This is a genomic window from Caulobacter segnis (genome assembly GCF_023935105.1).
Classification (GTDB): Bacteria; Pseudomonadota; Alphaproteobacteria; order Caulobacterales; family Caulobacteraceae; genus Caulobacter; species Caulobacter segnis_B.
In genome coordinates this window covers 4,877,743-4,900,182 of sequence record NZ_CP096040.1, presented here as the reverse complement: position 1 = coordinate 4,900,182, position 22,440 = coordinate 4,877,743, and the positions used below count along the sequence as shown (strand labels likewise).

Annotated in this window: 24 protein-coding genes; 12 read left to right on the top strand and 12 right to left on the bottom strand. The window is 68.2% G+C overall.

Annotated features, from left to right (window positions below; genetic code table 11):
• The 5 genes from MZV50_RS22815 to MZV50_RS22795 all read right to left on the bottom strand — a co-directional run bounded on the left by MZV50_RS22815 (nucleotide 1) and on the right by MZV50_RS22795 (nucleotide 3,301).
• A complete protein-coding gene (locus MZV50_RS22815; protein WP_436792189.1) occupies nucleotides 1-825 on the bottom strand; it encodes an urea amidolyase associated protein UAAP1 in 825 nt (274 codons plus the stop codon).
• Complete coding sequence (locus MZV50_RS22810; RefSeq protein ID WP_252631621.1) at nucleotides 818-1,300, bottom strand: CopG family ribbon-helix-helix protein; 483 nt, start codon at nucleotides 1,298-1,300, stop codon at nucleotides 818-820. Before MZV50_RS22810 ends, MZV50_RS22815 begins: the two co-directional genes overlap by 8 nt.
• Nucleotides 1,301-1,644: 344 nt before the next feature.
• On the bottom strand, nucleotides 1,645-2,193 hold the full coding sequence (locus tag MZV50_RS22805; protein ID WP_252631620.1) for a sensor histidine kinase: 549 nt from the start codon (nucleotides 2,191-2,193) through the stop codon (nucleotides 1,645-1,647).
• Nucleotides 2,178-2,504, bottom strand: a complete 327-nt coding sequence (locus MZV50_RS22800) for a PAS domain-containing protein (protein WP_252631619.1) — start codon at nucleotides 2,502-2,504, stop codon at nucleotides 2,178-2,180. Before MZV50_RS22800 ends, MZV50_RS22805 begins: the two co-directional genes overlap by 16 nt.
• A gap of 371 nt (nucleotides 2,505-2,875) precedes the next feature.
• A complete protein-coding gene (locus MZV50_RS22795) occupies nucleotides 2,876-3,301 on the bottom strand; it encodes an Lrp/AsnC family transcriptional regulator (RefSeq protein ID WP_252631618.1) in 426 nt (141 codons plus the stop codon).
• A 137-nt stretch (nucleotides 3,302-3,438) separates the two neighbouring features.
• On the opposite strand from MZV50_RS22795, the gene MZV50_RS22790 reads away from it, so the two are divergent.
• The 8 genes from MZV50_RS22790 (at nucleotide 3,439) to MZV50_RS22755 (ending at nucleotide 13,874) form a co-directional block, all read left to right on the top strand.
• Nucleotides 3,439-4,470, top strand: a complete 1,032-nt coding sequence (locus MZV50_RS22790) for an ornithine cyclodeaminase (protein ID WP_252635299.1) — start codon at nucleotides 3,439-3,441, stop codon at nucleotides 4,468-4,470.
• A 249-nt stretch (nucleotides 4,471-4,719) separates the two neighbouring features.
• The gene (locus tag MZV50_RS22785; protein ID WP_252631617.1) at nucleotides 4,720-5,247 is read left to right on the top strand and encodes an RNA polymerase sigma factor; all 528 of its coding nucleotides are present in this window, start codon (nucleotides 4,720-4,722) and stop codon (nucleotides 5,245-5,247) included.
• Entirely contained in the window at nucleotides 5,240-6,295 is a 1,056-nt protein-coding gene (locus MZV50_RS22780; protein WP_252631616.1) for a FecR family protein, read from the top strand. The genes MZV50_RS22785 and MZV50_RS22780 overlap by 8 nt, the downstream gene beginning before the upstream one ends.
• Nucleotides 6,296-6,401: 106 nt before the next feature.
• Nucleotides 6,402-6,782, top strand: a complete 381-nt coding sequence (locus tag MZV50_RS22775; RefSeq protein WP_252631615.1) for an STN domain-containing protein — start codon at nucleotides 6,402-6,404, stop codon at nucleotides 6,780-6,782.
• Entirely contained in the window at nucleotides 6,754-8,853 is a 2,100-nt protein-coding gene (locus MZV50_RS22770; RefSeq protein ID WP_354668953.1) for a TonB-dependent receptor, read from the top strand. Before MZV50_RS22775 ends, MZV50_RS22770 begins: the two co-directional genes overlap by 29 nt.
• 68 nt (nucleotides 8,854-8,921) lie before the next feature.
• Nucleotides 8,922-10,889, top strand: coding sequence for an alpha/beta hydrolase family protein (locus MZV50_RS22765; protein ID WP_252631614.1), 1,968 nt, complete (start codon nucleotides 8,922-8,924; stop codon nucleotides 10,887-10,889).
• Between the two features lie 20 nt (nucleotides 10,890-10,909).
• Entirely contained in the window at nucleotides 10,910-12,436 is a 1,527-nt protein-coding gene (locus MZV50_RS22760) for an amidase (protein ID WP_252631613.1), read from the top strand.
• Nucleotides 12,437-12,911: 475 nt separating this feature from the next.
• Nucleotides 12,912-13,874, top strand: a complete 963-nt coding sequence (locus tag MZV50_RS22755) for a methyltransferase (RefSeq protein WP_252631612.1) — start codon at nucleotides 12,912-12,914, stop codon at nucleotides 13,872-13,874.
• Here MZV50_RS22755 and MZV50_RS22750 read toward each other — a convergent pair.
• Genes MZV50_RS22750 through MZV50_RS22725 form a run of 6 tightly spaced genes read right to left on the bottom strand, consistent with a single transcriptional unit; the run spans nucleotide 13,871 to nucleotide 19,741 of the window.
• Nucleotides 13,871-14,686: a cyanophycinase gene (locus tag MZV50_RS22750; protein WP_252631611.1), complete on the bottom strand. Its 816-nt coding sequence runs from the start codon at nucleotides 14,684-14,686 to the stop codon at nucleotides 13,871-13,873. The two genes, MZV50_RS22755 and MZV50_RS22750, sit on opposite strands and share 4 nt — an antisense overlap.
• Complete coding sequence (locus tag MZV50_RS22745) at nucleotides 14,683-15,552, bottom strand: isoaspartyl peptidase/L-asparaginase family protein (RefSeq protein WP_252631610.1); 870 nt, start codon at nucleotides 15,550-15,552, stop codon at nucleotides 14,683-14,685. The genes MZV50_RS22750 and MZV50_RS22745 overlap by 4 nt, the downstream gene beginning before the upstream one ends.
• Nucleotides 15,545-18,283, bottom strand: coding sequence for a cyanophycin synthetase (gene cphA / locus MZV50_RS22740; RefSeq protein WP_252631609.1), 2,739 nt, complete (start codon nucleotides 18,281-18,283; stop codon nucleotides 15,545-15,547). The genes MZV50_RS22745 and cphA overlap by 8 nt, the downstream gene beginning before the upstream one ends.
• Before the next feature lie 3 nt (nucleotides 18,284-18,286).
• On the bottom strand, nucleotides 18,287-18,556 hold the full coding sequence (locus tag MZV50_RS22735; RefSeq protein WP_252631608.1) for a hypothetical protein: 270 nt from the start codon (nucleotides 18,554-18,556) through the stop codon (nucleotides 18,287-18,289).
• Nucleotides 18,553-18,789 carry a hypothetical protein gene (locus MZV50_RS22730; RefSeq protein ID WP_252631607.1) on the bottom strand — a complete coding sequence of 79 codons (237 nt, stop codon included), beginning with the start codon at nucleotides 18,787-18,789 and terminating at the stop codon, nucleotides 18,553-18,555. Before MZV50_RS22730 ends, MZV50_RS22735 begins: the two co-directional genes overlap by 4 nt.
• 19 nt (nucleotides 18,790-18,808) lie before the next feature.
• Entirely contained in the window at nucleotides 18,809-19,741 is a 933-nt protein-coding gene (locus MZV50_RS22725) for an iron-containing redox enzyme family protein (protein WP_252631606.1), read from the bottom strand.
• 310 nt (nucleotides 19,742-20,051) lie between these two features.
• Between MZV50_RS22725 and MZV50_RS22720 the strand changes: the two genes are divergently transcribed.
• Genes MZV50_RS22720 through MZV50_RS22705 form a run of 4 tightly spaced genes read left to right on the top strand, consistent with a single transcriptional unit; the run spans nucleotide 20,052 to nucleotide 22,156 of the window.
• Complete coding sequence (locus tag MZV50_RS22720; protein WP_252631605.1) at nucleotides 20,052-20,639, top strand: SRPBCC family protein; 588 nt, start codon at nucleotides 20,052-20,054, stop codon at nucleotides 20,637-20,639.
• Nucleotides 20,640-20,667: 28 nt separating this feature from the next.
• Complete coding sequence (locus MZV50_RS22715) at nucleotides 20,668-21,858, top strand: zinc-dependent alcohol dehydrogenase (RefSeq protein WP_252631604.1); 1,191 nt, start codon at nucleotides 20,668-20,670, stop codon at nucleotides 21,856-21,858.
• A complete protein-coding gene (locus MZV50_RS22710) occupies nucleotides 21,855-22,001 on the top strand; it encodes a hypothetical protein (RefSeq protein ID WP_252631603.1) in 147 nt (48 codons plus the stop codon). The genes MZV50_RS22715 and MZV50_RS22710 overlap by 4 nt, the downstream gene beginning before the upstream one ends.
• A complete protein-coding gene (locus MZV50_RS22705; RefSeq protein ID WP_252631602.1) occupies nucleotides 22,001-22,156 on the top strand; it encodes a hypothetical protein in 156 nt (51 codons plus the stop codon). The genes MZV50_RS22710 and MZV50_RS22705 overlap by 1 nt, the downstream gene beginning before the upstream one ends.
• Before the next feature lie 32 nt (nucleotides 22,157-22,188).
• Here MZV50_RS22705 and MZV50_RS22700 read toward each other — a convergent pair whose 3' ends face one another.
• Nucleotides 22,189-22,371: a hypothetical protein gene (locus MZV50_RS22700; protein ID WP_252631601.1), complete on the bottom strand. Its 183-nt coding sequence runs from the start codon at nucleotides 22,369-22,371 to the stop codon at nucleotides 22,189-22,191.
• Nucleotides 22,372-22,440 lie beyond the last annotated feature (69 nt).

Sequence of the window (22,440 nt, the reverse complement as noted above, 5' to 3'; positions counted from 1 at the left end):
TCAGCGCGAGAAATAGTCTTCGACGTTTTGGAAGGCGCGTAGGCCTTCGGGCGTCGCGTTGCGGATCGGGTCGTTGGCCGGCGTGACCGGGCCGCACCAGGCGGTGGCGCGCACCGGGGTCACGGCATAAGCCTCCCGCGGGTCCAGCACGTGGGGGCAGTTGGCCAGCGCCACGATCAGGTCCATCTCCGCGCGCAGGGTCAGGGCGCGCCCGGGGGCGTAGGGACCGACGTCGATCACCGTCTCGCCGCCCTGGCCGACCCGGATCTCCTTGAAGAGATTCAGGCAGGGGTGGATGTCCTTGCGGCCCAGGCCGAACTTGGCGACGCCCAGCGAGAAGCGATCGCGGGCGTTGGGGTGGGCCCCGTGATTGAAGCCGTCGCCATACTTGCGCGCGTTGCTGGCCTGGTTTGAGGCGCCGCAGAAGGCGTCGTGCGTCCCGGCCTCATCCGCGACGATGCTGGCCAGCACCCGGCCCATGTCGGACAATAGCAGGCGGCCTTGGCCCAGATAGCCGTTCCACTGGACCTTCAGCGTATCAGCGATGTTGAGGCGCTCGATCGGGCGCTCGGCGTTGAAGATCAGCAGCGAGACCGACGCGTCGCCGGCTAGATCGGTCAGGCGCAGGCGAGCGCCCCGCGCGATCTGGCGGCTGGCGTAACCGCCCGGCGCGATCGTCTCGTCCCAGACCACGTCGGCGGCCGCGACGCCCGGCGGCAGGTCGATGGCGGCGCTGGCCGGCACCGTGGGCATAGCCTCGACGCGGGTCCCGGCCTGAGCGCGGGCGTGGGCCTGGGCGGCGTAGGGGGTGGCGGTGCTACTCAAGGGACTCTCCGTCGGGCCCGTCGCCGTGAAAGTGCAGCGGCGGCAGCAGGGCGGTGGTGGTGACAAGCTTGATCTGCTGGACCCCGCGCACCTTGCGCAGGTCGTCGCACAGCTGCTGGAGGCGCTCGGCGGGCCCCTGGACCAGCAGGACCTCCATGGCCTGGTCGTCCTCGAGGAAGACGTTCTGGGCCGAGATCACCTCTTTCACATAGCCCAGCTGGGTCTGGGCCAAGGCATGGCGTACGCGCCCGCTTTCGGCGCGATAGATCAGGGTGATCGTGCCGGCCAGCATCGCGTCGGGCCGCTCGCCGCTGTGCTCGGCCAGTTCGTGGCGGATCAGCTCGGCGATCATCTGCGAGCGGCTGGGCAGGCCGCGCTCGGCGACCATGGCGTCGAGCTGGCTCATCAGCTCGGCCGGCAGGCTAATGCTCAGGCGCGCCAGGGGGGAGGAGGACGTGTCCATGTCGGCATCCATCGGTGATATTACGAAGGACGCAATAAGTAATACTTGTGGGTCGTGTCTCCGACACGTGGCGCCTCAGATTTGTGCGGCGGGCGTACGATCCTTGCGCACACGGTCGAGCTGGGAAACCGTGACGTTCGAGCCAATGGCGAAGGTCCATTCGCCGATGTCGAAGGTCAGCTTCCTGGAGGCGAGCCAATGTCAGGAACTGGCGCACTAGAGGCCGACCGCGTGAGCACCTGTCTTGGCGCCCTTCGGGCTTCCATCCGTGGGACGAAGGCTTTCCAGCGCTATGCGCTCGGTCGCCCCTTCGGCTGGGCTAGAGCCGACCTCGCCCATGGCGCAGCTGACAGCGGTCAGGCGGTCAGGCGCGCTGTCGGCAGATACAAACGCGCCACCAAGCCATCTTGGCGCCAGTCATAGGTGATCCTGCCGTGGAACTGGGTTTCGACGACGCGGTTCAGCAGCTTGGAGCCAAAGCCCTTGGCGTCGGCCGGGGCGGTCACCGCAGGTCCGCCGCGTTCGGTCCAGGCGATCACGGTGTCATCGCCTTCGGCGAGACAGCCGATGTCGAGAAGTCCCGTCGGCGTCGACAGGGCGCCATGCTTGACCGAGTTCGTGGCCAGTTCGTGCAGCACCAGCGCCAAGCTGGTCGCGGCGGCCGCGCCGACCCCCAGCCTCGGCACCCCCACTCGAACCCGCCCACTGAATGCGCCGATATCGTCATAGGGGCGCAGCAGCACCGAGAGGTCGCCAAGCAGCGTGGCGTTCTCCGTCTGGCCAGGCACGGGCCGGACAAGATCATGCGCCCGTCCGAGCGCCGCCAGGCGCTGCGTGAGGTCCTGCGCCATCTCCTCCTTCGTCTCGGCCGAGCGCGAGGTCATGGCGGTCAGGGCGCTGGCCACGGTGATGAGGTTCTTGACCCGATGCTCATTTCTCCGGCCAGAAGTTCGTTCCCTTCTTCGGCCTGCTTGCGCCCCGTCACATCGAGAAAGACGCCGAACATCACATTGCCGACGATACCCTCGTCGTCGCCGCGGCCCCGCGCGGAAATCCAACGAACCTCGTCCCCGACGAGGATACGGAAGTCGGTTTCATACGGACCGATAATGCCACGGGTGGCGTGGAAAGCTGCTCGAACTCGGTCCCTGTCGGCCGGGTGGATATGGGCTGAAAGATCCTCAAAGGTGATTCGACGTTCGTCGGAATGGCCCAAAGCTCGTAGCCGATCTCGTCCATGGTCAGACGGTCGGTTTCAACGTTCCAGGCCCACAGGGCAACACCTGCAGCCTTCACACCCAATCTCAAATGTTCTTCATCCCACACGGCGGAACTCGGTTGGTTCACTGCAAACATCCATCACGAAATGATCGATCCATTATCTCCGCCGTCGACAGTCGCCTAGAGCGCTAAGCGCCATCCTTGAGGCGTATCGACACCTTCATCCAGGTTTCAACGGACATTTCCAAGCTGACTTCCTCAAGCCCCCCTTGCTGCCCGTGACGCAGGAGTGGATCAAAGAAGCGTGGGGCTTGGATGTCTGGAATCGGACGGAATGCCAACGGCGGCAGTGGGCGCGACCTTTCCTCAAACGCTGCTGAGCAGCAGGCTGGTCTCGCTGTTCTGGACGCCAGGGGTCTCGCGCACGTGGCGCAGCACCCGGTCGAAATCAGTCAGACTGGCGGCGCGGATTTCCGCCACCAGATCCCAGGACCCGTTGGTCGAGTGCAGCGAGTGCAGCTCGGGCAGGCCTCTCAGGCCGCGGATAACGGCGGTCGTCGATTTGCCGACCACCTCAATCATCATGATCGCGCGGACGGCGTCGTCCTCGGCGTCCTGGCGGACCCGGATCGTAAAGCCGAGGACCGCGCCGCTGTCGAGCAGACGGCTCAGGCGGCTCTCGACCGTCTGGCGGGATACGCCCAGCATCACGGCCAGCTTCGAGATCGGCGCACGTCCGTCTTCGCGCAGCGCGCTGATGAGGCGGCGGTCGAGATCATCAAACAGGTGCATCGGAAAAACTCATGATCACAATGGCAATTTTGCCAAAAATCTCGTCGAAATGACAAGGAGAATGCACATCCCGCCGGTCATGGCGCGCAACTAGAGTGTTCGCGTCATTCGAAACCGGAGAACTGCCAGTGCTTTTCATGGATGTCGACGCCGTCGTGAACCTGGTCGAGCGCATCGGCCTCGAGACCGTGCTGACCGAGATGGCGGGCTATGTCGAAGAGGACTACCAGCGCTGGGGCGCGTTCGAGAAGTCGCCGCGCCTGGCCAGTCATTCCGCGGACGGGGTGATCGAGCTGATGCCGACCAGCGACGGCGAGGCCTTCGCCTTCAAGTACGTCAACGGCCATCCGACCAATGTCGCCCTGGGACTGCAGACGGTTGTGGGATTCGGGGTGCTGGCCTCGGTGCGCACCGGCTATCCGGAGCTGATCGCGGAGATGACGATCACGACGGCCCTGCGCACCGCAGCGACTTCGGCCATGGCCGCGCGCCATCTGGCGCGGGACGACGCCGCCACGATGGCGATCATCGGCCTGGGCGCGCAATCGGAGTTCCAGGCCCACGCCTTCCGCGCCGTGCTGGGCGTGCGTCGTCTGCGCGTCTACGACGTCGATCCCGCCGCTACGCGCAAGTTCATCACCAATATGCAGGGGCGTGGCTTCGAGATCTTCGTGGCGGCGTCGGCCTCCGAGGCGGTCATGGGCGCCGACATCATCACCACGGTCACTGCCGACAAGGCTCAGAACCACATCCTGTCCGACAACATGGTCGGCGCCGGCGTGCACCTGAACGCCGTGGGCGGTGACTGCCCCGGCAAGACCGAGCTGCAGGCCGACATCCTGCGCCGGGGTGAGGTGTTCGTGGAATTCGCGCCGCAGACCCGCATCGAGGGCGAGATCCAGCAACTGGAGCCCGACTTCCCCGTCACCGAGCTGTGGCGGGTGGTGTCCGGCCAGGCGCCTGGCCGTCGCGGCGCGGACCAGATCACGATCTTCGATTCGGTGGGCTTCGCGATCGAGGACTTCTCGGCCCTGCGCTATCTGCGCGACCGGATGCTGGAGGCCGGGGACGGGGCGCGGCTGAACTTGCTGGCTTCGCCCGAGGATCCGCGGGACCTCTTCGGCCTGCTGACGGCGCGCGAACGTCTGGCGGCGCCCGTCGCCGTCTAGATCCGGTTGTAACCCAACCTACGGGCGAAGACGGCTCACGGGGATGCGCAGCAGACGGGCAATGGGCGCCCGCGAAGTCAAAAACTGTGGTTGCCAGAGGAACGCGGGCGCCCGAGGACTGGACGCAACGATCAGAAAAAGAGGATCGGCCGAGGCGGCGGAAAAGCGAGTGTCGAAATCGACACGGCCCGACCGCCGCGGCGCACGCGGGGGCGGTGCGTCCGGTTAGGCCCTTGTCGGGGAGCGCCGATGAAGACGGACATTAGGGTAGGGGACGATCGTCGAGCGCGGCTGTCGGATCTCGTCACGCGCCATCGCGAGACGCTCGTCCGCTATTTCCGGCGCAAGGGCCTGGACCCGGCTGCGGCCGAGGACGGGGCCCAGGAGACTTTCATCCGCATCAGCCGGGTCGATCCCGGTGACCTAGCCAGCCCCGAGGCCTATCTCTTCACCATCGCCTCGAACGTCTATCTCGAACGCGGCCGCCGAGCCCGGACCCGGCGCGAAGACCGGCATGTCCACATCGACACCGTCGAGCTGGTCGACAGCGAGCAGTCGCCAGCCCGCATTTTCGAGGGGCGGGAGGCTCTCGTGCGGCTGGCCAAGGTCCTCGAGGAGCTGCCGGCGCGCACAAAGGAGGTTTTTCTGCTCAACCGAATGGACGGCCTGACCTACACTCAACTCGCGACGCGGTTCGGGGTCTCTGTGGGCACGATCGAAAAGCAGATGAGCAGGGCGCTTGGTCACGTCCGGGCGCGAATGGATCAGGATGCGTAAGCGTAGTTCGATGTTCGCCGGCGGGCCAAAAGGGCCGGAGACGGCCGGCCCGGATGCGGCCGCCGACTGGGTCGCGCGCCTGGCTTCCGACCAGCGCACGCGTGAAGACGAGCAGGGGCTGCAAGGCTGGCTGGCGGCCAACGGGGCCAATGCGGCGACGTTCGACGCGCATGCGCGCATCTTTAACGGCGTCGGGGCGCTGGCGGACGATCCGGAAGCGCGCGCCATCCTGATGGGCGCTAAGGTCGAGAAGCCCGCGCGGCTTGATCGCCGCGCTTTGCTTGGCGGCGGGCTCGCGGTGGCGGCGGCCGGCGCGGCGGCGGCGGTCATCGGTCCGAACCTGCTGGCGGGCAAGACCTATCGCACCGAGCCGGGCGAGCAGCGGCGGCTACGTCTGGCCGACGGCTCGACGGTGATGCTCAACACCCGCTCCAAGCTGCGCGTGCGCTTTGACGGCGCCGAGCGGCGTCTCTTCCTGGACTACGGCCAGGCCTGGTTCCAGGTGGCCAAGGACGCCCAGCGGCCGTTCCGGGTGTTCGTCGGCAAGGACGAGGTCCGGGCGCTGGGCACCGCCTTCGACGTGCGCCGCGAGGGCGAGCGGGCGACGGTGACCTTGGAGGAGGGCCGGGTGGCGATCTTCCGCGACGTCTCCGGCCAGCCGCTTCCGGTGTCGCCGGCCTCTGGCGGTGCGTCCTCGAAGCTCGTGGCCGGACCGGTCGCGCCGGCCGTCATCCTGTCGCCCGGCGACGAGGCGCGGTTGGTTCCCGCCGTCGCGCCGACCGTCGCGGCCGTCGACTTGGCGCATGTCCAGGCCTGGCGCACGGAGCGGGTCATCCTGGAATCCACGCCGCTGGGCGAGGCGGTCGCGGAGTTCAATCGCTATGGCGGTCCACGTTTGGTGCTGGCCGATCCCGGCTTGGCCGACTTGCCGGTCAGCGGGGTGTTCCATACCGATCGCCCGCAGGCCTTCGCCGAGGCCGTCGCAACCTCGTTCCCGGTTCGAGCCACCACGGCTGGCGACGGCCGGATCGTGCTGGCGCATCGCTAGAGGCGGGCGGGCTAAACTTTTTTGTCACAAAAGTTCGAGGCGCGATGGGGGTGAATTCCCTCGGCTGCATCCCTGTCACTGAACGCTTGAGTTCGAGGGGGCAAGGATGAAGACCATCGATCTACGCGGCTTGCTGCTGGCCGGTTGCGCGGCCGTGACCATGGCGGGCGCCGCGACGGCGGCCCAGGCCCAGGCCGTGCGGGCGTACGCCATTCAGCGGCAGGATCTGGCGTCGGCCCTGCGCGCCTATTCTCTGAAGAGCGGCCAGGACGTGATCTACGACCCCAGCCTGGTGCGCGGACGGACCTCGCCGGGCGTCAGCGGGCGGCTGACCGACGAGGCGGCGCTGGAGGCGGTGCTGGCCGGGAACGGGCTCGGCGTTCGGCGGACGCCTTCCGGCGGCTTGAGCATCGTGCCCGGAGGCGAGGCCGACCGCCCCCAGACCATGTCCGCCGGGGATCTCGAGCCCGGCGGCCATCGTCGATGAGATCATCGTCACCGCCGGCAAGCGCGCCGAGCGACTGCAGGACCTGGCGGGCGGCGCCTCGGCCGTCACCGGCCAGCAGCTGAAGGCGGCCGGCGCCCAGAGCAACGCCGACTATCTGGGCCGCATCCCGGGCGTGGTGTTCAACGAGGGCACCTCGGGCCAGTCGGCCGTCACCATCCGCGGCGTCGGGGCCACGGCCGGCATTGACCAGGGGCAGGGCCCGACCGGCTATTTCCTCAACGAAATCCCACTGACCGAACCCAGCTACGCTTCGGGCATTCCCGACGTCGACACCTTCGACCTCAATCGTGTGGAGGTGCTGCGTGGCCCGCAGGGCTCGCTGTTTGGCTCGGCCTCTCTGGGCGGGGCGATCAACTACATCGTCAACACCGCCGACGCCTCGGGTTACGACGCCGCGACCGAGATGACGACCCGCAAGATCTCGCACTCGGGCAAGGCCGGCTACGCCGTGAAGGCCATGATCAACCTGCCGATCATCGCCGACAAGCTGGCGGTGCGCGTCGTGGGCTTCTCCCGCGAGGACGCCGGCTATATCGACAACCTCGGCGCCGGCACGACCAACAACCTGCAGGTCAACGGCGTGCGCGGCTCGGTGGTGTTCACCCCGACTGACCGCACCACGCTATCGCTGCTCAGCCTCTACCAGCAGAACAAGTCGGACGAGATCGCCACCGTGCAGACGGCGTTCGGTCCCTATGCGCGATCGACGATCCTGCCCGGGCCCACCGACTACGACTTCGAGATCCACGCGCTGCGGCTGGATCACAAGTTCGACTTCGCCAACCTGACCATCCTGGCCTCGACCAATACCAAGGACCACGTGCTGGACAGCGACGTGACACGGTCCAGCGCCCTGCGCACCTTCGCCCCGCATGGCGTGCTGTCCCAGGAATTCATGCACACCAACATGAAGACCCTGGAGGCGCGTCTGGCCTCGGACGACGACGGTCCGTTCAAGTGGCTGATCGGCGGCATGTACTCGGAGACCAAGACCGACGTCGCCACGCTCAGCAGCCTGCCCCAGGGCGAGGCCGTGCTGGCCGCGCGCTACGCCGCCGCCCAGCTGCAGGGCGAGCTCTTCAACCGCACCTACAGCCATCGCGAAGGTTCGGAAAAGGCGCTGTTCGGCGAGATCAGCTACGAGTTCCTGCCCAAGGTCACCGCCACGGTCGGTGGTCGTCTGTTCGACACCAAGTATTGGGTCGAGATCCAGCGCTACGGCATCAGCTATGGCTCGACCGGCCAGACGGTGCAGCGCCGCAACGCCGGCGACGACGGCTTCGTACCGAAGTTCTCGCTGGCCTGGCGGCCCAGCCGTGACCTGACGGTCTACGCCCTGGCCAGCAAGGGCTTCCGGTTCGGCAATCCCAACACGGTCGTCGATCTGGCCGGCTTCAACACGCCCGCCGCCTGGGCTTCGGACTCGCTGTGGAACTACGAGCTGGGTGCGCACAGCGCCTGGCTGGACGGCAAGCTGCAGGTCGACGCCTCGGTCTACGACATCGAGTGGAGCGACATCCAGGTCCGCCTGGTCCGCCCGGGTGACAACCTGACCTATGGCACCAACGCCGGCTCGGCCCGGATCCAAGGCGTCGAGCTGGCCGTCGTGGCCCGGCCAATCCCGCCGCTGACCCTGTCGTCGAACGTCACCTATCTGGACGCCAAGCTGACCGAGACGGTGACGACGGCCTCGCCGCCGCTGCTGGACGGCACGCGCCTGCCGGGGGCGTCGCCCTGGCAGATCGCCAACACGGTCAACTATCGCTTCGACGCGCCGCTGACGCCGGTCCTGACCGTGTCGCACCGCTATCTGGCCAAGGCGCCGGAGACCCTGCAGGGGCCAAACGTCAAGGTCGCCGGCTATAACCAGTTCGACGCGCGCCTGAACCTCAGCCTCGAAACGGTCGACGTGGCGCTCTTCGCCACCAACCTCACCGATAAGCGGGCGGTGGCGTTCGGCTATGGCCTGTCCAGCACCGGCACCGGTCTCAGCGAGTTCATCATCCGCCCCCGCACCGTCGGCGTCACGGTGAACTGGAAGCTGCGCTAGCGACCCGACCTCGGCGCGCTGTCTCACGGCGCGCCGAGACTTTCCCCAACAGGAGCTGAGGCGGGCGCATGGCCGGCGGACTTCGATTTGCACTGGCGGTGGCCGCGATGGCGCTGCTGGGCGGCCTACCCGCCGCCGTCGCGGCGACGACGCCGATCGTCGCCAAGGACATCATGGGCCTGACGGATGTGTCGGACCCGCAGCTGTCGCCGGACGGCAAGCGCGTGGCCTATGTGGTCACGCCGACGCTATCGACCCAGCGGCCATCCCGATCGGCGATATGGATCGCGCCCGTCGATCGCAGCGCGCCTCCCCATCGCCTGATCTCGGGCGCGCAGTTGGAGAGCAGTCCACGCTGGTCGCCGGACGGGCGCGACGTGGCTTTCCTGTCCAACCAGGCCGATCCGTCGGCCGGCAAGATGGCCGCCAAGCAGGTTTGGATCGCACCGGCCGGTGGCGGCCCGGCCCGGCGACTGACGGCCTCGCCGACCGAGGTGCGCAACTTCTCGCGGTCGGCCGACGGCAAGGCCTTTGCCTTTGTCGCGGGCGATCCCCGGACCGACCAGCAGAAGGCCGACGCCGCCGAGAAGCGCGACCAGGCGATCATCGACGACAAGGGCGAGCTGGGGCGTCTGTGGCTGCTGGACGCCGACGGTGGCGAGCCTCGCCGCATCGCGATCGAGGGCCGCAACATCGCCGACGCGCGCTGGTCGCCGGACGGAAAGCGGCTGTCCGCGCGCGTCGCCGACAGCACGGGCCTGAACGACTATTTCTACCATTCCGACGTCGTGATCATCGATGCCGCGAGCGGCGCGGCCCGGACCGTGTTCCGCGAGGCCTCGGGCCCCGGCGAGTGGTCGCCGGACGGCAAGCGCTTGGCGTTCACCCAGCTGCGCGAGCAGTACATCGGCCTGCGCGCCTGGATCATCGACGTCGACAGCGATCGTCGCCTGCGGATCGGCGAGGACCACCATGGTTACGTGAATCACCTGGAGTGGGCCGCCGACGGCCGCTCGCTGCTGGCCCAGTCGTTCGAGAACACCCGCACCAAGCTGGTGCGGATCGACGCGGTGAACGGACAGATCAAGACCCTGCTGGCGTTCGATGGCCGGCTGACCGGGTTCAGCGCCGAGGGCGGCCGCGTGGCCATGGCCGGCGACACGCCGACCCGGCCCGACGATGTCTGGCTGTGGACGCCGGGCCTGGCCGCCGCCCAGCCCTTGACCGACCTCAATCCGCAGGTGCGCCAATGGACGCTGGGCAAGGTGCGCGAGGTTAGCTGGACCAGCAGCAAGGACGGCCGCAAGGTTTACGGGACGCTGGTGACGCCGCCGGGTTATGTCGCCGGAACGCCGATCAAGACGGTGATCCAGGGGCACGGGGGTCCCGAGGGCTTCTGGTGGTCGGGCTGGCTGGGCAGCTGGCACGAGTGGGCGCAGATATTGGCCACGCATGGCTATGCGGTGCTGCTGCCCAATCCGCGAGGCTCGGACGGCCAGGATATCGGCTTCACGCGCGGTCCGATCAACGACTGGGGCGGTGGCGACTTCCAAGACGTTCTGGACGGCCTGGACATGCTGGTGGCCGAGCGCGTCACCGACCCGGCGCGGGTTGGGATCGGCGGCTGGAGTTATGGCGGCTTCCTGTCGGCTTGGGCGGTGACCCACAGCGACCGCTTCCGTACCGCCATTGTCGGGGCGGCGCCGGTCGACGTCTCGACCATGCTGCTGACGACCGACACGCCCGACTTCGTGGCCGGCTTCTTTTCGCGCACCCCCGAGAACCTGGCGCGGATGGACGCCTCGTCGCCCGTGCGGTTCGTCGATCGAGTGAAGGTCCCGGTGCTGGTGCTGCACGGCGAACAGGACCGGCGGGTGCCGGTGACCCTGGGCCTGTCCTTCTACCGGGGCCTGCGCCTGCTGGGAAAGGAGGCGACCATGGTCAGCTATCCGCGCGAGCCGCACTGGACCTACGAGCCGGCTCACCAGACCGACATCCAAGAGCGGGTGCTGGCCTGGTTTGACGCGCACCTGTGACGCCAACGAGGAACGAGATCATGTCCTGCACTGGAATGAATCGCCGGGCGGTGCTGGCGACCGCGACGGCCGCCCTGGCCGCGCCGGCCTTCGCCCGGGCCGGGGCCGGGGCTGGGATCGTAGAGATGGGCGCGCGCGAGATGGCGGCCGCCCTCCGTCGCCGCGACCTCTCGTCCCGCGAGGTCATAACGGCGCATCTGGCCCAGATCGACCGGCTGAACCCGCGCTTCAACGCCATCGTCTCGCGCGTCGACGCCGAGGCGCTGCTGAAGCAAGCCGCGGCGATGGACGAGGACGCGGCCGCCGGCCGGTTCCATGGCCCGCTGCACGGCCTGCCGCACGCGGTCAAGGACACCGCGCCGGTCAAGGGGATCCGCAGCACCCAGGGCTCGCCGATCCTGCGCGACAACATCCCTGTCGCCGACAGCCTGGTGGTCGAGCGTATGCGCAAGGCCGGCCTGATCTTCGTCGGCAAGACCAATGTCCCGGAGTTCGCCCTCGGCTCGCACAGCTTCAATCCGCTGTTCGGGGTCACCGGCAACGCCTACGACCCTGGGCGCTCGGCCGGCGGCAGCACCGGCGGAGGCGCGGTCGCTCTGGCGCTGCGGATGACGCCTCTGGCTGACGGCAGCGACTTCGGCGGCTCGCTGCGCAATCCGGCGGGCTGGAACAATGTCTTCGGTTTCCGCCCGTCGTTCGGGCGGGTGCCTTCGGTCCCCAACAGTGACGTATTCTGGCAGAACTTCGCGACGTCCGGTCCCATGGCGCGAACCGTCGAGGACCTGGCGCTGCTGCTCTCGGTCCAGGCCGGCCCGGACCTGCGCTCACCTTTCTCCTTGCCCGACGATCCCGCCGTCTTCGCGGGGGCGCTGGACCAGGACTGGAAGGGTAAGCGGATCGGCTGGCTGGGCGACCTGGGCGGGGCTTTGCCGATGGAGGCGGGGGTCCTCGACACCTGCGTCAAGGCGCTCGAGGCCTTCAAGACGATTGGCATGCAGGTGGAGGCGGCCAGCCTCTCCGAACCGGCCGCCGAGATGTGGCGTACGGCGGTGGCGCTGCGCCACTGGTCGGTGGGCATGGACCTGCAAGATTTCTACGACGACCCGGCCAAGCGCGCGCTGATGAAGCCCGAAGCGATCTGGGAGGTGGAAGGCGGCATGAAGCTAACCGCGCCTCAACTAGCCTCGGCCACGGTCGGCCGCACACGGATCTATCAGGCCTTCCGCACGGCGTTCGAGCGTTTCGACTTTTTGGTGCTGCCCACGGCCCAGGTCTTTCCGTTCGAGAACGCCACGCGTTGGCCCAAGGCCATCGCCGGCGTCGAGATGGACAGCTATCACCGCTGGATGGAAGTCACCCTGCCGGCGACCATGGCCGGCCTGCCAGTTCTGGCCGTCCCCGCCGGCTTCGGCGGCGCGCACGGTCTGCCCATGGGCCTGCAGATCATCGGCCCCAACCATGCCGACCTGACCGTGCTCAAGCTCGGCCACGCCTACGAACAAGCCTCGCCCTGGATCCCGGCGAGGCTTCCTCCAGCGTTGCAATAGCCAGACGGCGTATTAAAGACCCGGTTTACCGCGCGCTTAAGACTGGCTTTCCCAGCAGCGTCTGCGGCGAGGCTTAGGCGCTTCTACGAATCTCGGGAGAGTGAATTTCCGACGCTCAGGCGCAGCGTATGCATCAAGGCGGCCAAAGCCGCCGAAAAGGCGGCGGCCAAGGCTCTGGCGCGCGATGGGTCAGGCGACCGCGCCCGACACCCCCCGGCCACCTGAGATGCCTGAAGGCCTCGCGCATGACCGTGGCCGACCGACTCCATAGCGAGCCGGTCTGAAGCCTGACGTACGACCCGTGCTTGGTCGATCGCGTCGTGAGCCGGGCGTTCGGTGACAAGCTCAAACGGTCAGCGATGGAACCTCTTGCGAGACGTCGATTTATTGGCAAGCCGCGCGGGAACAGGCCCCGAGAGCGCGCTCGGCTCGTCCTTCCGCTCCGGATCGAGCCCCTATCGGAGGGACCCTACGGATGAGAGCCGAGATTTCGGAAGCCTTGCCGCAGGGCGCTTCGTCGCCTGGCATGGCGCGGCGGGCCGTCCTGCGATGGCTTGACGCCCACGGTTACGACTTCGTCACGCCGACGCCTTCGGTGTCCCGGCGCGCGCTGGAAAGACGGCTGTCGCAGGGCGCGCCGCTTCGCGCGCTGCTGGGCTGGAGCCTTGCGGTCGCGCCGGCCAATCTTGATCCGGACCTGTTGGCGCTGCTGGAGCAGGCTGATCTCCTGGCATGGGACGATAGCCGCTGTCTTAGCCGGCTGCGCGTGTCGCGCCTGGCGGGGACGCTGTTCTTCCACTCGGCCTTCCCGGCGAACACGGCTGACGCCGTTTTCCTGGGGCCCGACTCCTATCGCTTCGCACGCCTGATCCGGCAGGCGACCTACGGCGACAGCGTCGGCTCGATCGCCGAGATCGGCTGCGGCGCCGGCGTCGGCGGCCTCGTGGCCGCGCGGCTGCATCCCGGAGCCCGTCTCGAGCTGGGCGACGTCAACAACGCCGCCCTGGACCTGGCGGCCGTCAACAGCGCCCACGCCGGCGTGGTGGCGCAAACCCGGCGAAGCGACGGGATGGCCGCGTTGCCCGGCCCTTACGACCTGATCGTCGCCAATCCGCCCTATGTCGCTGGCGCTTCGGGACGCGCCTACAAGGACGGCGGCGGCATGCATGGCGCCCGCCTGGCGCTGGACTGGGCAAGGCAGGCTCTTGAGCGTCTGACCATCGGCGGCAAGTTCGTGCTCTACACCGGCAGCGCCATCCTCGATGGCGGTATCGACGCCTTGCGCCTGGCGTTGGAAGAGATGGTTGCGGGCGAGGCTTATCACCTGAGCTACGAGGAGCTCGACCCGGACATCTTCTCGGGCGAGCTGCGGCGCGAGGCTTATGGCGATGTCGAGCGTATCGCCGCCGTCGGCGCTGTCATCCAGCGCCTCGTCTAGTCGAAGGCCTGCGACTGGCCATGCGGACGTCGTGTTTTCAGGTTGAGCCCGTCGCCGCTGGCCAGGACATGCAGGCGAACGTCGAAGATCGATAGGGCGCGCTCGGCGCGAGCCTCGGCGATGTTGGAGGCGCTGACGCCCTCGGCGTCGACGACGTAGACCGCGCCGCTGCCGATCACCTTGAAGTCGTCGTTCTGCAGGATGATCGCGGTGTCTTCGTCGATGCCGACGCCCAGCACGCGCGGGCTCTGGGCGACGGCGCCCAGCAGCCGGCCGATCCGGCCACGTTCAGCGAAATGCTGGTCGATGATGGCGTCGCGGACGAGGCCCAGGCCAGGAGCCATCTGCAGGTCGCCGATCCGGTGGGTTTCGGCGCTGGCGCCGCGCACCATCATGGTGTCGCTCATCACCGACGCCCCGGCCGAGGTGCCCGCCAGCACCCCGCCGCCGCGCCAGATCTCGCGGATGCGCGCCTCGATCGGCGTGTCGCCGATCTGGCTGCTGATACGCAGCTGGTCGCCGCCCGAGAAGAACACGCCCGTCGCGCCGTCAAGGAGGGCGAGCTTTTCGCCGGCGTGGGTTTCGGCGCGATCTTCGATGTAGAGCTCGACCAGATCGGTGACGCCCAGCGAGGCGAAAGCCTTCTGGTAGGTCTCGAAATAGCCCTCCGGCGCGTGCGAGGCGATGGTCGCCAGAACGAGGCGCCCCCCCCTCAGGCGTTCGGCCACGGCTTTGAGAATGATCTTGTCGCCCTCCTTGTCCTCGTGGCCGCCGATGATGATCAGCGGGCCCTCGGCGCCGGTATTGCTCATGAGGGATCCTTTCGGGCGTCCTCGGCCCGGTTGACGAAGGCCTGGGCCGGCTGGCCGGCGCTGGCATGGGCGACGGCGAACCGCGCGCTGTTGTGGCCCCAGTCGAGGCGGCCGTGGGTGTCGATGACGATCAGCCCCGCCTCGCCGCCGACGCGGGCGAGATAGGTCAAGGCTGCGTCAATCGCCTTGCCAGGCGGCAAGGCTTCCAGCGCACGCATCAGGCGCGCGGCCAGGGTTGTGCGGATCAGGCTTTCGCCTTCCCCCGACAGCGAAACCCCGCCCACGGCGTTGTCGGCATAGAGGCCACAGCCGGGCAGGGGGCTGTCGCCGACCCGTCCGGGGTGGGACCCGCTCAGGCCGCCGGTCGAGGTCGCGGCGGCGATGTCGCCGTAACGGTCGAGGGCCACACATCCAACCGTATCGCAGCCGGGGTCGCCGACGCGTTCGACCAGCAGGTCCGACGGCGCGCAGAACTCGCCGCCATGGTCGCGGGCGAAGGCCTCGGCCCCATCGCCGACCAGCAGAACGGGCCTTTCGGGCAGCATGGCCGCGGCGACCGAGACCGGATGGCGTAGGGTCGTGACCGCAGCGACGCCGCCGACCGCCAGGGTCTTGCCGTCCATAATCGCCGCGTCGAGCTCCACCTCGCCCTTGGCGTTGACGACCGCGCCGTAGCCGGCGTTGAAGGTCGGATCGTCTTCCAGGGCGCGCGTGGCTGCCTCCACCGCGGCAAGGGCGGAGCCGCCCCCTTCGAGGATGGCCTGACCGGCCCGCAGCGCCGCTAGGCAGCCGTCCCGATGGGCCTGCTCCTGGCCGGGCGGAATGTCCTTTGCGCCGCCATGGACGATGATCGCCCACTCAGACATAGGCCAGGCCGTCTTCTGCCTGGAGAGACGCCGCGCCCGGTTCGGCCGGCCGGAAGGAGGTGACCTGCTTCCACACCGCATCGACAGCAGTGGGGAAGACCAAGACGAGATCGCCGGGCCGAGCCATGCGAAGGGCCGCGTCGACCGAGCGCGCCTCGCTGAGGATGCGATGGATGCGCTCGTCGGGGAAGCCTGTTCCAAGGGCGCCGTCGGTCAGCAGGGACAGGACCGAGCCGGAGGGGCGACCGCGGCCGTCAGGGCGTTCGCGGAAGATCAGCTCGTCGAACATCTCCGCGGCGATGGCGCCCATCTCCAGGATGTCCTCGTCGCGACGATCGCCCGGGATGCTGACCACGCCGATCACCCGCCCGACCCTGGGGCGCAGCTGGGCGACCAGCTCGCCCATGGCCCGCATGGCCCCGGGGTTGTGGGCGTAGTCGACGATGACGCGGAAGCCATGCGCATCGTGCACGTTGAACCGCCCAGGGTTCTCGGCGTGCGAAGAGGTGAAGGCCCCGAGCGCCGCGGCCATGATCGCCGGGCTAGCGCCCAGGCCGTGGCCGGCGAGGACCGCGGCCAGAGCGTTGGCGACATTGAACCGAGCCAAGCCCTGCAGGGTCGAGGGGAGTTCGTCGGCGTGCATCAGCGACCAGCGCGCGCCCCTGTCGTATAGCACCAGTTCGCCGCCGCGGACCGAGGGCTCGAGCGCCGCCAGAAGGCCGCCTTCGGCGACATGCTTCTGCAGGAACGGGCTCATCTCGAAGCCGCCGTTCAGCGTGAAGTAGCCGATCCGGCCCCCGGCGTGGCGCGCCATGCGCAAGGTCAGCGGGTCGTCGGCGTTGAGCACGCTGATCCCCCGGCGCGACACCGTCTCGGTGACGATCGACTTTACGGCCGCCAAATCGTCCAGGGTGTCGATGCCCTTCAGGCCCAGATGGTCGGCCGAGACGTTGAGCACGATGCCGACGTCGCAGCGATCGAAGGCCAGGCCCTCGCGAAGCATGCCGCCACGCGCGGTCTCGAGCACCGCGACCTCGACCGTCGGGTCCCGCAGCACCATGCGTGCGCTCTTGGGGCCGCTGGCGTCGGCGTCGAGCACCTTCTCGTCGTTGACATAGACGCCGGTGGTGTTGGTCAGGCCCACGGTCTTGCCCATCTCGCGCGCGATCCGGGCGACCATGCGCACCACCGTGGATTTGCCGTTGGTTCCGGTGACCGCGACGATCGGGATGCGGCTGCGCGTCCCGGGGGGGAAAAGCTCGGCGATGACGGCCTTGGCCACGTCGCGCGGCCGCCCTTCGGAAGGCTCCAGGTGCATGCGAAAGCCCGGAGCGGCGTTGACCTCGACGATGCCCCCGCCGGTCTCGCGGACCGACCGGGTGATGTCGGGGGCCATGAAGTCGATGCCGGCCACGTCCAGTCCGACCGTGAGAGCGGCGCGCCGGGCGATGGCGGCGTTGTCGGGGTGGATCACGTCGGTGCGGTCAATCGCCGTCCCGCCGGTCGAGAGATTGGCCGTGGCCCGCAGGGCGACCACTTGCCCGGCGGTGGGAACCGACTCGAGCGACAGGCCGGCCCGGGCCAGCATGTCCATGACCTGGTCGTCGATGACGATGCGGGTCATGACCCGTTCGTGCCCGATCCCGCGTCGCGGATCGGCGTTCACGGCCTCGATGAGCTGAGCCACGGCGCCTTGGCCATCGCCGATCACCTGGGCCGGGACGCGTTCGGCGACAGCGACGACCTGACCGCCGACCACGAGGATCCGGTAGTCGCGCCCAACATATTGCTCTTCGACGATGACCCGCCGGCCATGCTTGGTCGCCTGCTCGTAACCCCAGCGGACCTGATCCGGCGTCTCCAGGGCCAAGCTGACGCCGCGGCCATGGTTGCCATTCAGCGGCTTGAGCACGACGGGCCCCTTGATGCGTTCGGCTTCGACCAGCGCCTCTTCGAGCGTGCGCACCACGCCGCCGCGCGGGACCGGCACGCCGGCCCCCGCCAGGAGGCTCTTGGTCAGGGCCTTGTCGCCGGCGGTCTCGACGGCGATGTGGCTCGTCTGGCCGGTGATGCTGGCGCGGAGCATCTTGCGACGAGCGCCCCAACCCAGCTGGATAAGGCTCTGCTCGTCCAGCCGCTGTACGGGAATGCCGCGGCGACGCGCCTCCTGGACGAGGGACCGGGTGGTCGGGCCCAGCGCCCCGCGCCGTGCGATCGCCTTGAGCGCATCGAGCGTGGCCTTCAGGTCGAACAGAGGCGGTGTCAGGCCGCCGATCGCCGGCGCGATCCGGTCCAGGCCCTCCACCCCCTGCAGTTCGCGGGGCAACACGCTGTGAACCAGTTCGATGGCCGCGCGGCCGGCGGCCCGGCCCAAGGCCTCGCCCTCGTAGACGTAGAGGATGTTGTAGACGCCGGGCCGGCCCTTGACCGACCGGGTCTTTCCGCGTCCGACCTCGACGCCCGCCAGCTTCTGCAGCTCCAGGGCGACATGCTCGATGACATGACCAAGCCAGGTGCCCTCGCGCATCCGCATGACGAGGCCGCCGGGGGCCTTATAGGAGCATCCATGCGCTCCCAAACCCGGAAGCGTGACGAGCAGCCGATCCGTAAAGCCGTGAATGCGCTGGGTCGGCCAGGTCTCGAGCTGGCCCAGATCCAACTGAATCCGCACCATCGGGCGGGAGGCGTAGAGGTGAGGGCCGCGATAGGTCGCGACTTCGAGAACACGCATACTTCAGGCCGCCTTCGCGGAAAGATGAGGAAGGGGGGGCGTGGCGCCGCGGGCGCTCACCAATAGGATCTGGCGGATCACGAGGGCGGCGGCCTGCTTGCGGGTCGAGGCCAGGCCTTGGGCGCGAAGCTGGCCGGCCTGATCGAAGGTCCGCCAGAGCCAGATCCCCTGCTGGGTTGGCGTGATCGAGAAGCGCACCATGGGCGGTGCGGCTTGGGCAATCGTGCGCTGGCCTGCCGGGCGCAGGGGCTGGGCAAGGATCTGGCCGCTCATGCCGGAGCTCCGAGCGCGTAGGGAAAGCTGGCCGGGAGCACGGGCGGCGCGGGCCACTCGCCGACCAGAGCGCGCCGCAGATCCAGCACACGGACGCGAGCGTCGCCAGGATGCGCCGCCGCGAGGCGTCTGGCTTCCCGTTCGGCCTGACCGCCAGTCTCGAAGAACAGGACCTCGCCGGTGTCGCACAGCTTGACCGCCCAGCCTCCGTCGAAGGGGGAAACCTCGAACACGCACGCCATCGACGCCTCCCTACTCGGCCGCGTAGACGAGCGGGTGGGTGTGGGCCCAGAGGTGGGCGCGATAGGTGTCGAAGCACTGCTCGCCGCAGATCAGGCGCATGATCGCGCCCTCGGCGATGAACCGGGCCCGCGACGGATCTTCCGACACCAGCGGGATGAGCGCCTCGGCGTTCCAGGCCTTGGAGTGCTCGATGTCGAGCTGGGCGTGGAGCGCGAAATACTTCCGGGCTTCGGGCGAGACACCGACGCGCTTCAGACCAGCGTCGACGCAGGCCACGCGCGTCGGGGCCGTCAGTTCGACCACGCCGAGGGCGCCGATCGAGTGCCAAGCGTATCGGCGGGTGGTCGCGAATGCGGTCATGGTGTTGGCCAGGCACAGCGACTGCCAAAGGGTGGTGTCGATGGTCGGCGTCAGGCCCAGGGTCGCCGTCGTTCGCGAAAGCATCGGGCCGTGCATGCCCTTGGCGTTGCCTCGGCCCATCTCGTCCCAGTAGTTGCGGGCCAGCTCAAGCTTGGCGCGGTCGGAAACCTTGACCTGAGTGAGGGCCACCAGGTCGTCGAAGCCGGCCTCGCCGGCGGCCTCCTGGGTCAGAAACCATTTGAGATCCTCGAACGAGGCCGCGCCCTCCAGCCAGTCGAACAGCGGATCCCATTGACCAGGACCGTGGTCCTTCAGGGTTTCGAACCAGGCCACGAAGCCTTCGGCGTCCTGTGGGACCTCGTCGACGAGGGGAGCGACGTGATCGCGGAAAGCTTCGATGAACTCGCCTTCCAGGCGCCTCATCTTGCCCTCGTCGATGAGTTCTTCCCGCCAGTCGACGGCTGGCGCGCGCGGCGAGAGCCGGTGGTGGTTCCAGTGGGCCAGGCCCTTGTGCAGGGCGTCGGCGTCGGGGAATTGCGGGCTGAAGTCGCCCAGGCGGGACAGTCGCTCACCACCAAACATGCCTGTCACTCCAAACCGTTTGCGAGGCGCGGGCCCGGGCGCTGAGTGCGGTGTCCGCCTGCAAGCGTCGTATTGCGTCAACCTCGCCAGGGAGGCCGTGAGCTGCACAAACGGAGGCGTTCGAGTGTGCGTTCCAATGTCGGAGACTCGGCGCCGGCCGCAGGCGGGAAAACCGCTGAAACCGTTGAGGAATCGAGGGGGCGCAGCACGACGCCCTTCATTTGATGGGTTGGGGCGCGACGGACCTTGGCCGTCGGAACAACAGGCGCATCGGCCCACTTGATCTTTCCAAACCCCCAGGAGATCGACGATGTCCGATGAGACGATCGCCCGCGCGCTGCAAAGCGACGCCCCTTTGACGGCCGCCGTGCATCAGCGCGATATCGCCCACGAGGTCGCCGAGGAGCGCGGCTGGCATAAGGCGGCTCTGGTCGGGCGCACCGTGACCATCAATCGTCCCCGTGCGGAGCTCTACGCGTTCTGGCGCGATTTTCGCAATCTGGCGCTCTTCATGGAGAATGTCGAAAGCGTCACGCCCGGCGACGATCGCCGCTCGCACTGGGTGGTCAAGGCGCCGGCCGGCAAGACGGTCGAATGGGACAGCGTGCTAACCGAGGAGGTCGAGAACGAGGTCCTGGCCTGGGAGTCGGTGGAGGGCGCCGACATCAGGAACGCCGGCCGGATCGCGTTCAAGGATGCCCCGCCCGGTCGCGGGACGGAGGTCACCGCCACCATCGCCTATGAGCCGCCTGGCGGTGATCTGGGCAAGCTGATCGCCAAGCTCTTTCAGAAGGAGCCGAAGATCCAGGCCCGCCGCGAACTACGCCGCTTCAAGCAACTGATGGAAACCGGCGAGATCTCCACCGCCAAGTTCCAAGACGCCGCGCCGCAAGGCTGATTCCTCACCCTATTTCTAGGAGACGCCCATGCGCGCCCTGACCTGGCACGGCAAACACGACGTTCGCATGGACACCGTGCCCGATCCCAAGATCGTCAACCCCCGCGACGCCATCATCAAGATCACCTCGACGGCCATCTGCGGCTCGGACCTGCGCCTCTACGACAGCATGATCCCCTCGATGGAAAAGGGCGACATCCTGGGCCACGAGTTCATGGGCGAGGTCGTCGAGACCGGCCCGAGCTCGACCCTGCAGAAGGGCCAGCGCGTCGTGGTCCCCTTCGTGATCGCCTGCGGCAAGTGCTTCCATTGCGAGAAACAGCAGTTCTCCGGCTGCGAGAACTCCAATCCGGCCGAGACCCAGGACCTGGGCGAGATCGCCTACGGCACGGCGATGACCGGCCTCTTTGGCTATTCCCACATGACCGGCGGCTATGCCGGCGGCCAGGCCGAGTATGTGCGCGTGCCCTATAGCGACGTCGGACCGATCGTCATTCCCGACGGGCTTGAGGACGACAAGGTGCTGTTCCTGTCCGACATCCTGCCGACCGGCTGGATGGCGGCCGAGAACTGCCAAATCGAGCCGGGCGACACCGTGGCGGTCTGGGGCTGCGGCCCGGTCGGGCTCTTCGCCATCCAGAGCGCCCTGATCCAGGGCGCACACAAGGTGATCGCCATCGACCATCATCCCCACCGCCTGGACCTGGCCGCGTCGATGGGCGCGCAGGTGATCAACTACCACGACGTCAAGGTCCGTGAGGCCCTGATGGCCATGACCGGCGGCATCGGGCCCGACGCGTGCATCGACGCGGTCGGCATGGAGAGCCACGGCTTCTCGTTCGACAACGTCGTCGACGCGGTCAAGGTCGCCACCCGTCTTGGCACCGACCGCGCCCACGTCCTGCGCGAGGTGCTGATGGCCTGCCGCACCGGCGGCCGCGTTTCGATCCCCGGCGTCTATGGCGGCATGGGCGACAAGATCCCGATCGGCGCGCTGATGGAGAAGGGCCTGCAGATCCGCACGGGCCAGACCCACGTCCACAAGTACCTGCGCCCGCTGCTCGACCTGATCGGCGAAGGCGTCATCGACACCACCTTCCTGATCAGCCACCGCCTGCCGCTGGAGAGCGCGCCGGACGGCTACAAGATGTTCAAGGAAAACCAGAACGAGGTGACCAAGGTCGTCCTCAAGCCCGACTGGCGGAAGGAAGCCGCATGATGATCGAGGATCTTCGCCCCCTAGCCGTGGTGACTGGCGCCTCGTCCGGCATCGGCTACGAGCTGATGGCGGCGGTGACGCCGCAGAGCGTGCTGGCGCAGCAGCACCGTAAAATGGCCGAGCCCGGCTCGGGGCAACGTTGATGGCCGGCGCGCAGAGCGATCGCAAGCCTGGCGAAGCGGCGCCGGTCCGGGAGGCAGGGCTCGAAGCGCCGCCGCCGCCGGCCGCCGACCCGAACAAGAAGACCGACGCCACCAGCGACCCGACGGCCGACGACCCGGGCAACGGGGCCGACTGAGGCCAAGGCCGGCGGGCTTCGGCCTAGGCCCGCTAAGGCTTGGGTTGTTTGAAGGTGTCGCCGACTTCAGCGGCGTCGGGTCCGTCCGGCCCGGCGGAGCGTTGCTCGGCCTTGCCCGTCTTGACCGTGTCCTTGGCGGAAACCAGTCCGGGGCGATCGCCCGGTGGCAGCGCCGCATTGTCCTTTCGGCCCTCGGTGTTTGCCGTCTCGCCCATCTTCGCTGTTCCTCGTTGGCGGCGCCGCGCCGCGCAGGAAGGCCAACGGCGGCGGCTGACCAGATGTTC

Excerpts from the sequence above, each read along its gene's own strand:
- MZV50_RS22720 (WP_252631605.1), top strand. The coding sequence starts at position 20,052 with ATGTCCGATGAGACGATCGCCCGCGCGCTGCAAAGCGACGCCCCTTTG.
- MZV50_RS22780 (WP_252631616.1), top strand. The coding sequence starts at position 5,240 with ATGCGTAAGCGTAGTTCGATGTTCGCCGGCGGGCCAAAAGGGCCGGAG.
- MZV50_RS22710 (WP_252631603.1), top strand. The coding sequence starts at position 21,855 with ATGATGATCGAGGATCTTCGCCCCCTAGCCGTGGTGACTGGCGCCTCG.
- MZV50_RS22790 (WP_252635299.1), top strand. The coding sequence starts at position 3,439 with ATGGATGTCGACGCCGTCGTGAACCTGGTCGAGCGCATCGGCCTCGAG.
- MZV50_RS22755 (WP_252631612.1), top strand. The coding sequence starts at position 12,912 with ATGAGAGCCGAGATTTCGGAAGCCTTGCCGCAGGGCGCTTCGTCGCCT.
- cphA (WP_252631609.1), bottom strand. The coding sequence starts at position 18,283 with ATGCGTGTTCTCGAAGTCGCGACCTATCGCGGCCCTCACCTCTACGCC.
- MZV50_RS22775 (WP_252631615.1), top strand. The coding sequence starts at position 6,402 with ATGAAGACCATCGATCTACGCGGCTTGCTGCTGGCCGGTTGCGCGGCC.
- MZV50_RS22705 (WP_252631602.1), top strand. The coding sequence starts at position 22,001 with ATGGCCGGCGCGCAGAGCGATCGCAAGCCTGGCGAAGCGGCGCCGGTC.
- MZV50_RS22810 (WP_252631621.1), bottom strand. The coding sequence starts at position 1,300 with ATGGATGCCGACATGGACACGTCCTCCTCCCCCCTGGCGCGCCTGAGC.
- MZV50_RS22725 (WP_252631606.1), bottom strand. The coding sequence starts at position 19,741 with ATGTTTGGTGGTGAGCGACTGTCCCGCCTGGGCGACTTCAGCCCGCAA.
- MZV50_RS22795 (WP_252631618.1), bottom strand. The coding sequence starts at position 3,301 with ATGCACCTGTTTGATGATCTCGACCGCCGCCTCATCAGCGCGCTGCGC.
- MZV50_RS22765 (WP_252631614.1), top strand. The coding sequence starts at position 8,922 with ATGGCCGGCGGACTTCGATTTGCACTGGCGGTGGCCGCGATGGCGCTG.
- MZV50_RS22700 (WP_252631601.1), bottom strand. The coding sequence starts at position 22,371 with ATGGGCGAGACGGCAAACACCGAGGGCCGAAAGGACAATGCGGCGCTG.
- MZV50_RS22785 (WP_252631617.1), top strand. The coding sequence starts at position 4,720 with ATGAAGACGGACATTAGGGTAGGGGACGATCGTCGAGCGCGGCTGTCG.
- MZV50_RS22745 (WP_252631610.1), bottom strand. The coding sequence starts at position 15,552 with ATGTCTGAGTGGGCGATCATCGTCCATGGCGGCGCAAAGGACATTCCG.
- MZV50_RS22715 (WP_252631604.1), top strand. The coding sequence starts at position 20,668 with ATGCGCGCCCTGACCTGGCACGGCAAACACGACGTTCGCATGGACACC.
- MZV50_RS22750 (WP_252631611.1), bottom strand. The coding sequence starts at position 14,686 with ATGAGCAATACCGGCGCCGAGGGCCCGCTGATCATCATCGGCGGCCAC.
- MZV50_RS22735 (WP_252631608.1), bottom strand. The coding sequence starts at position 18,556 with ATGAGCGGCCAGATCCTTGCCCAGCCCCTGCGCCCGGCAGGCCAGCGC.
- MZV50_RS22760 (WP_252631613.1), top strand. The coding sequence starts at position 10,910 with ATGTCCTGCACTGGAATGAATCGCCGGGCGGTGCTGGCGACCGCGACG.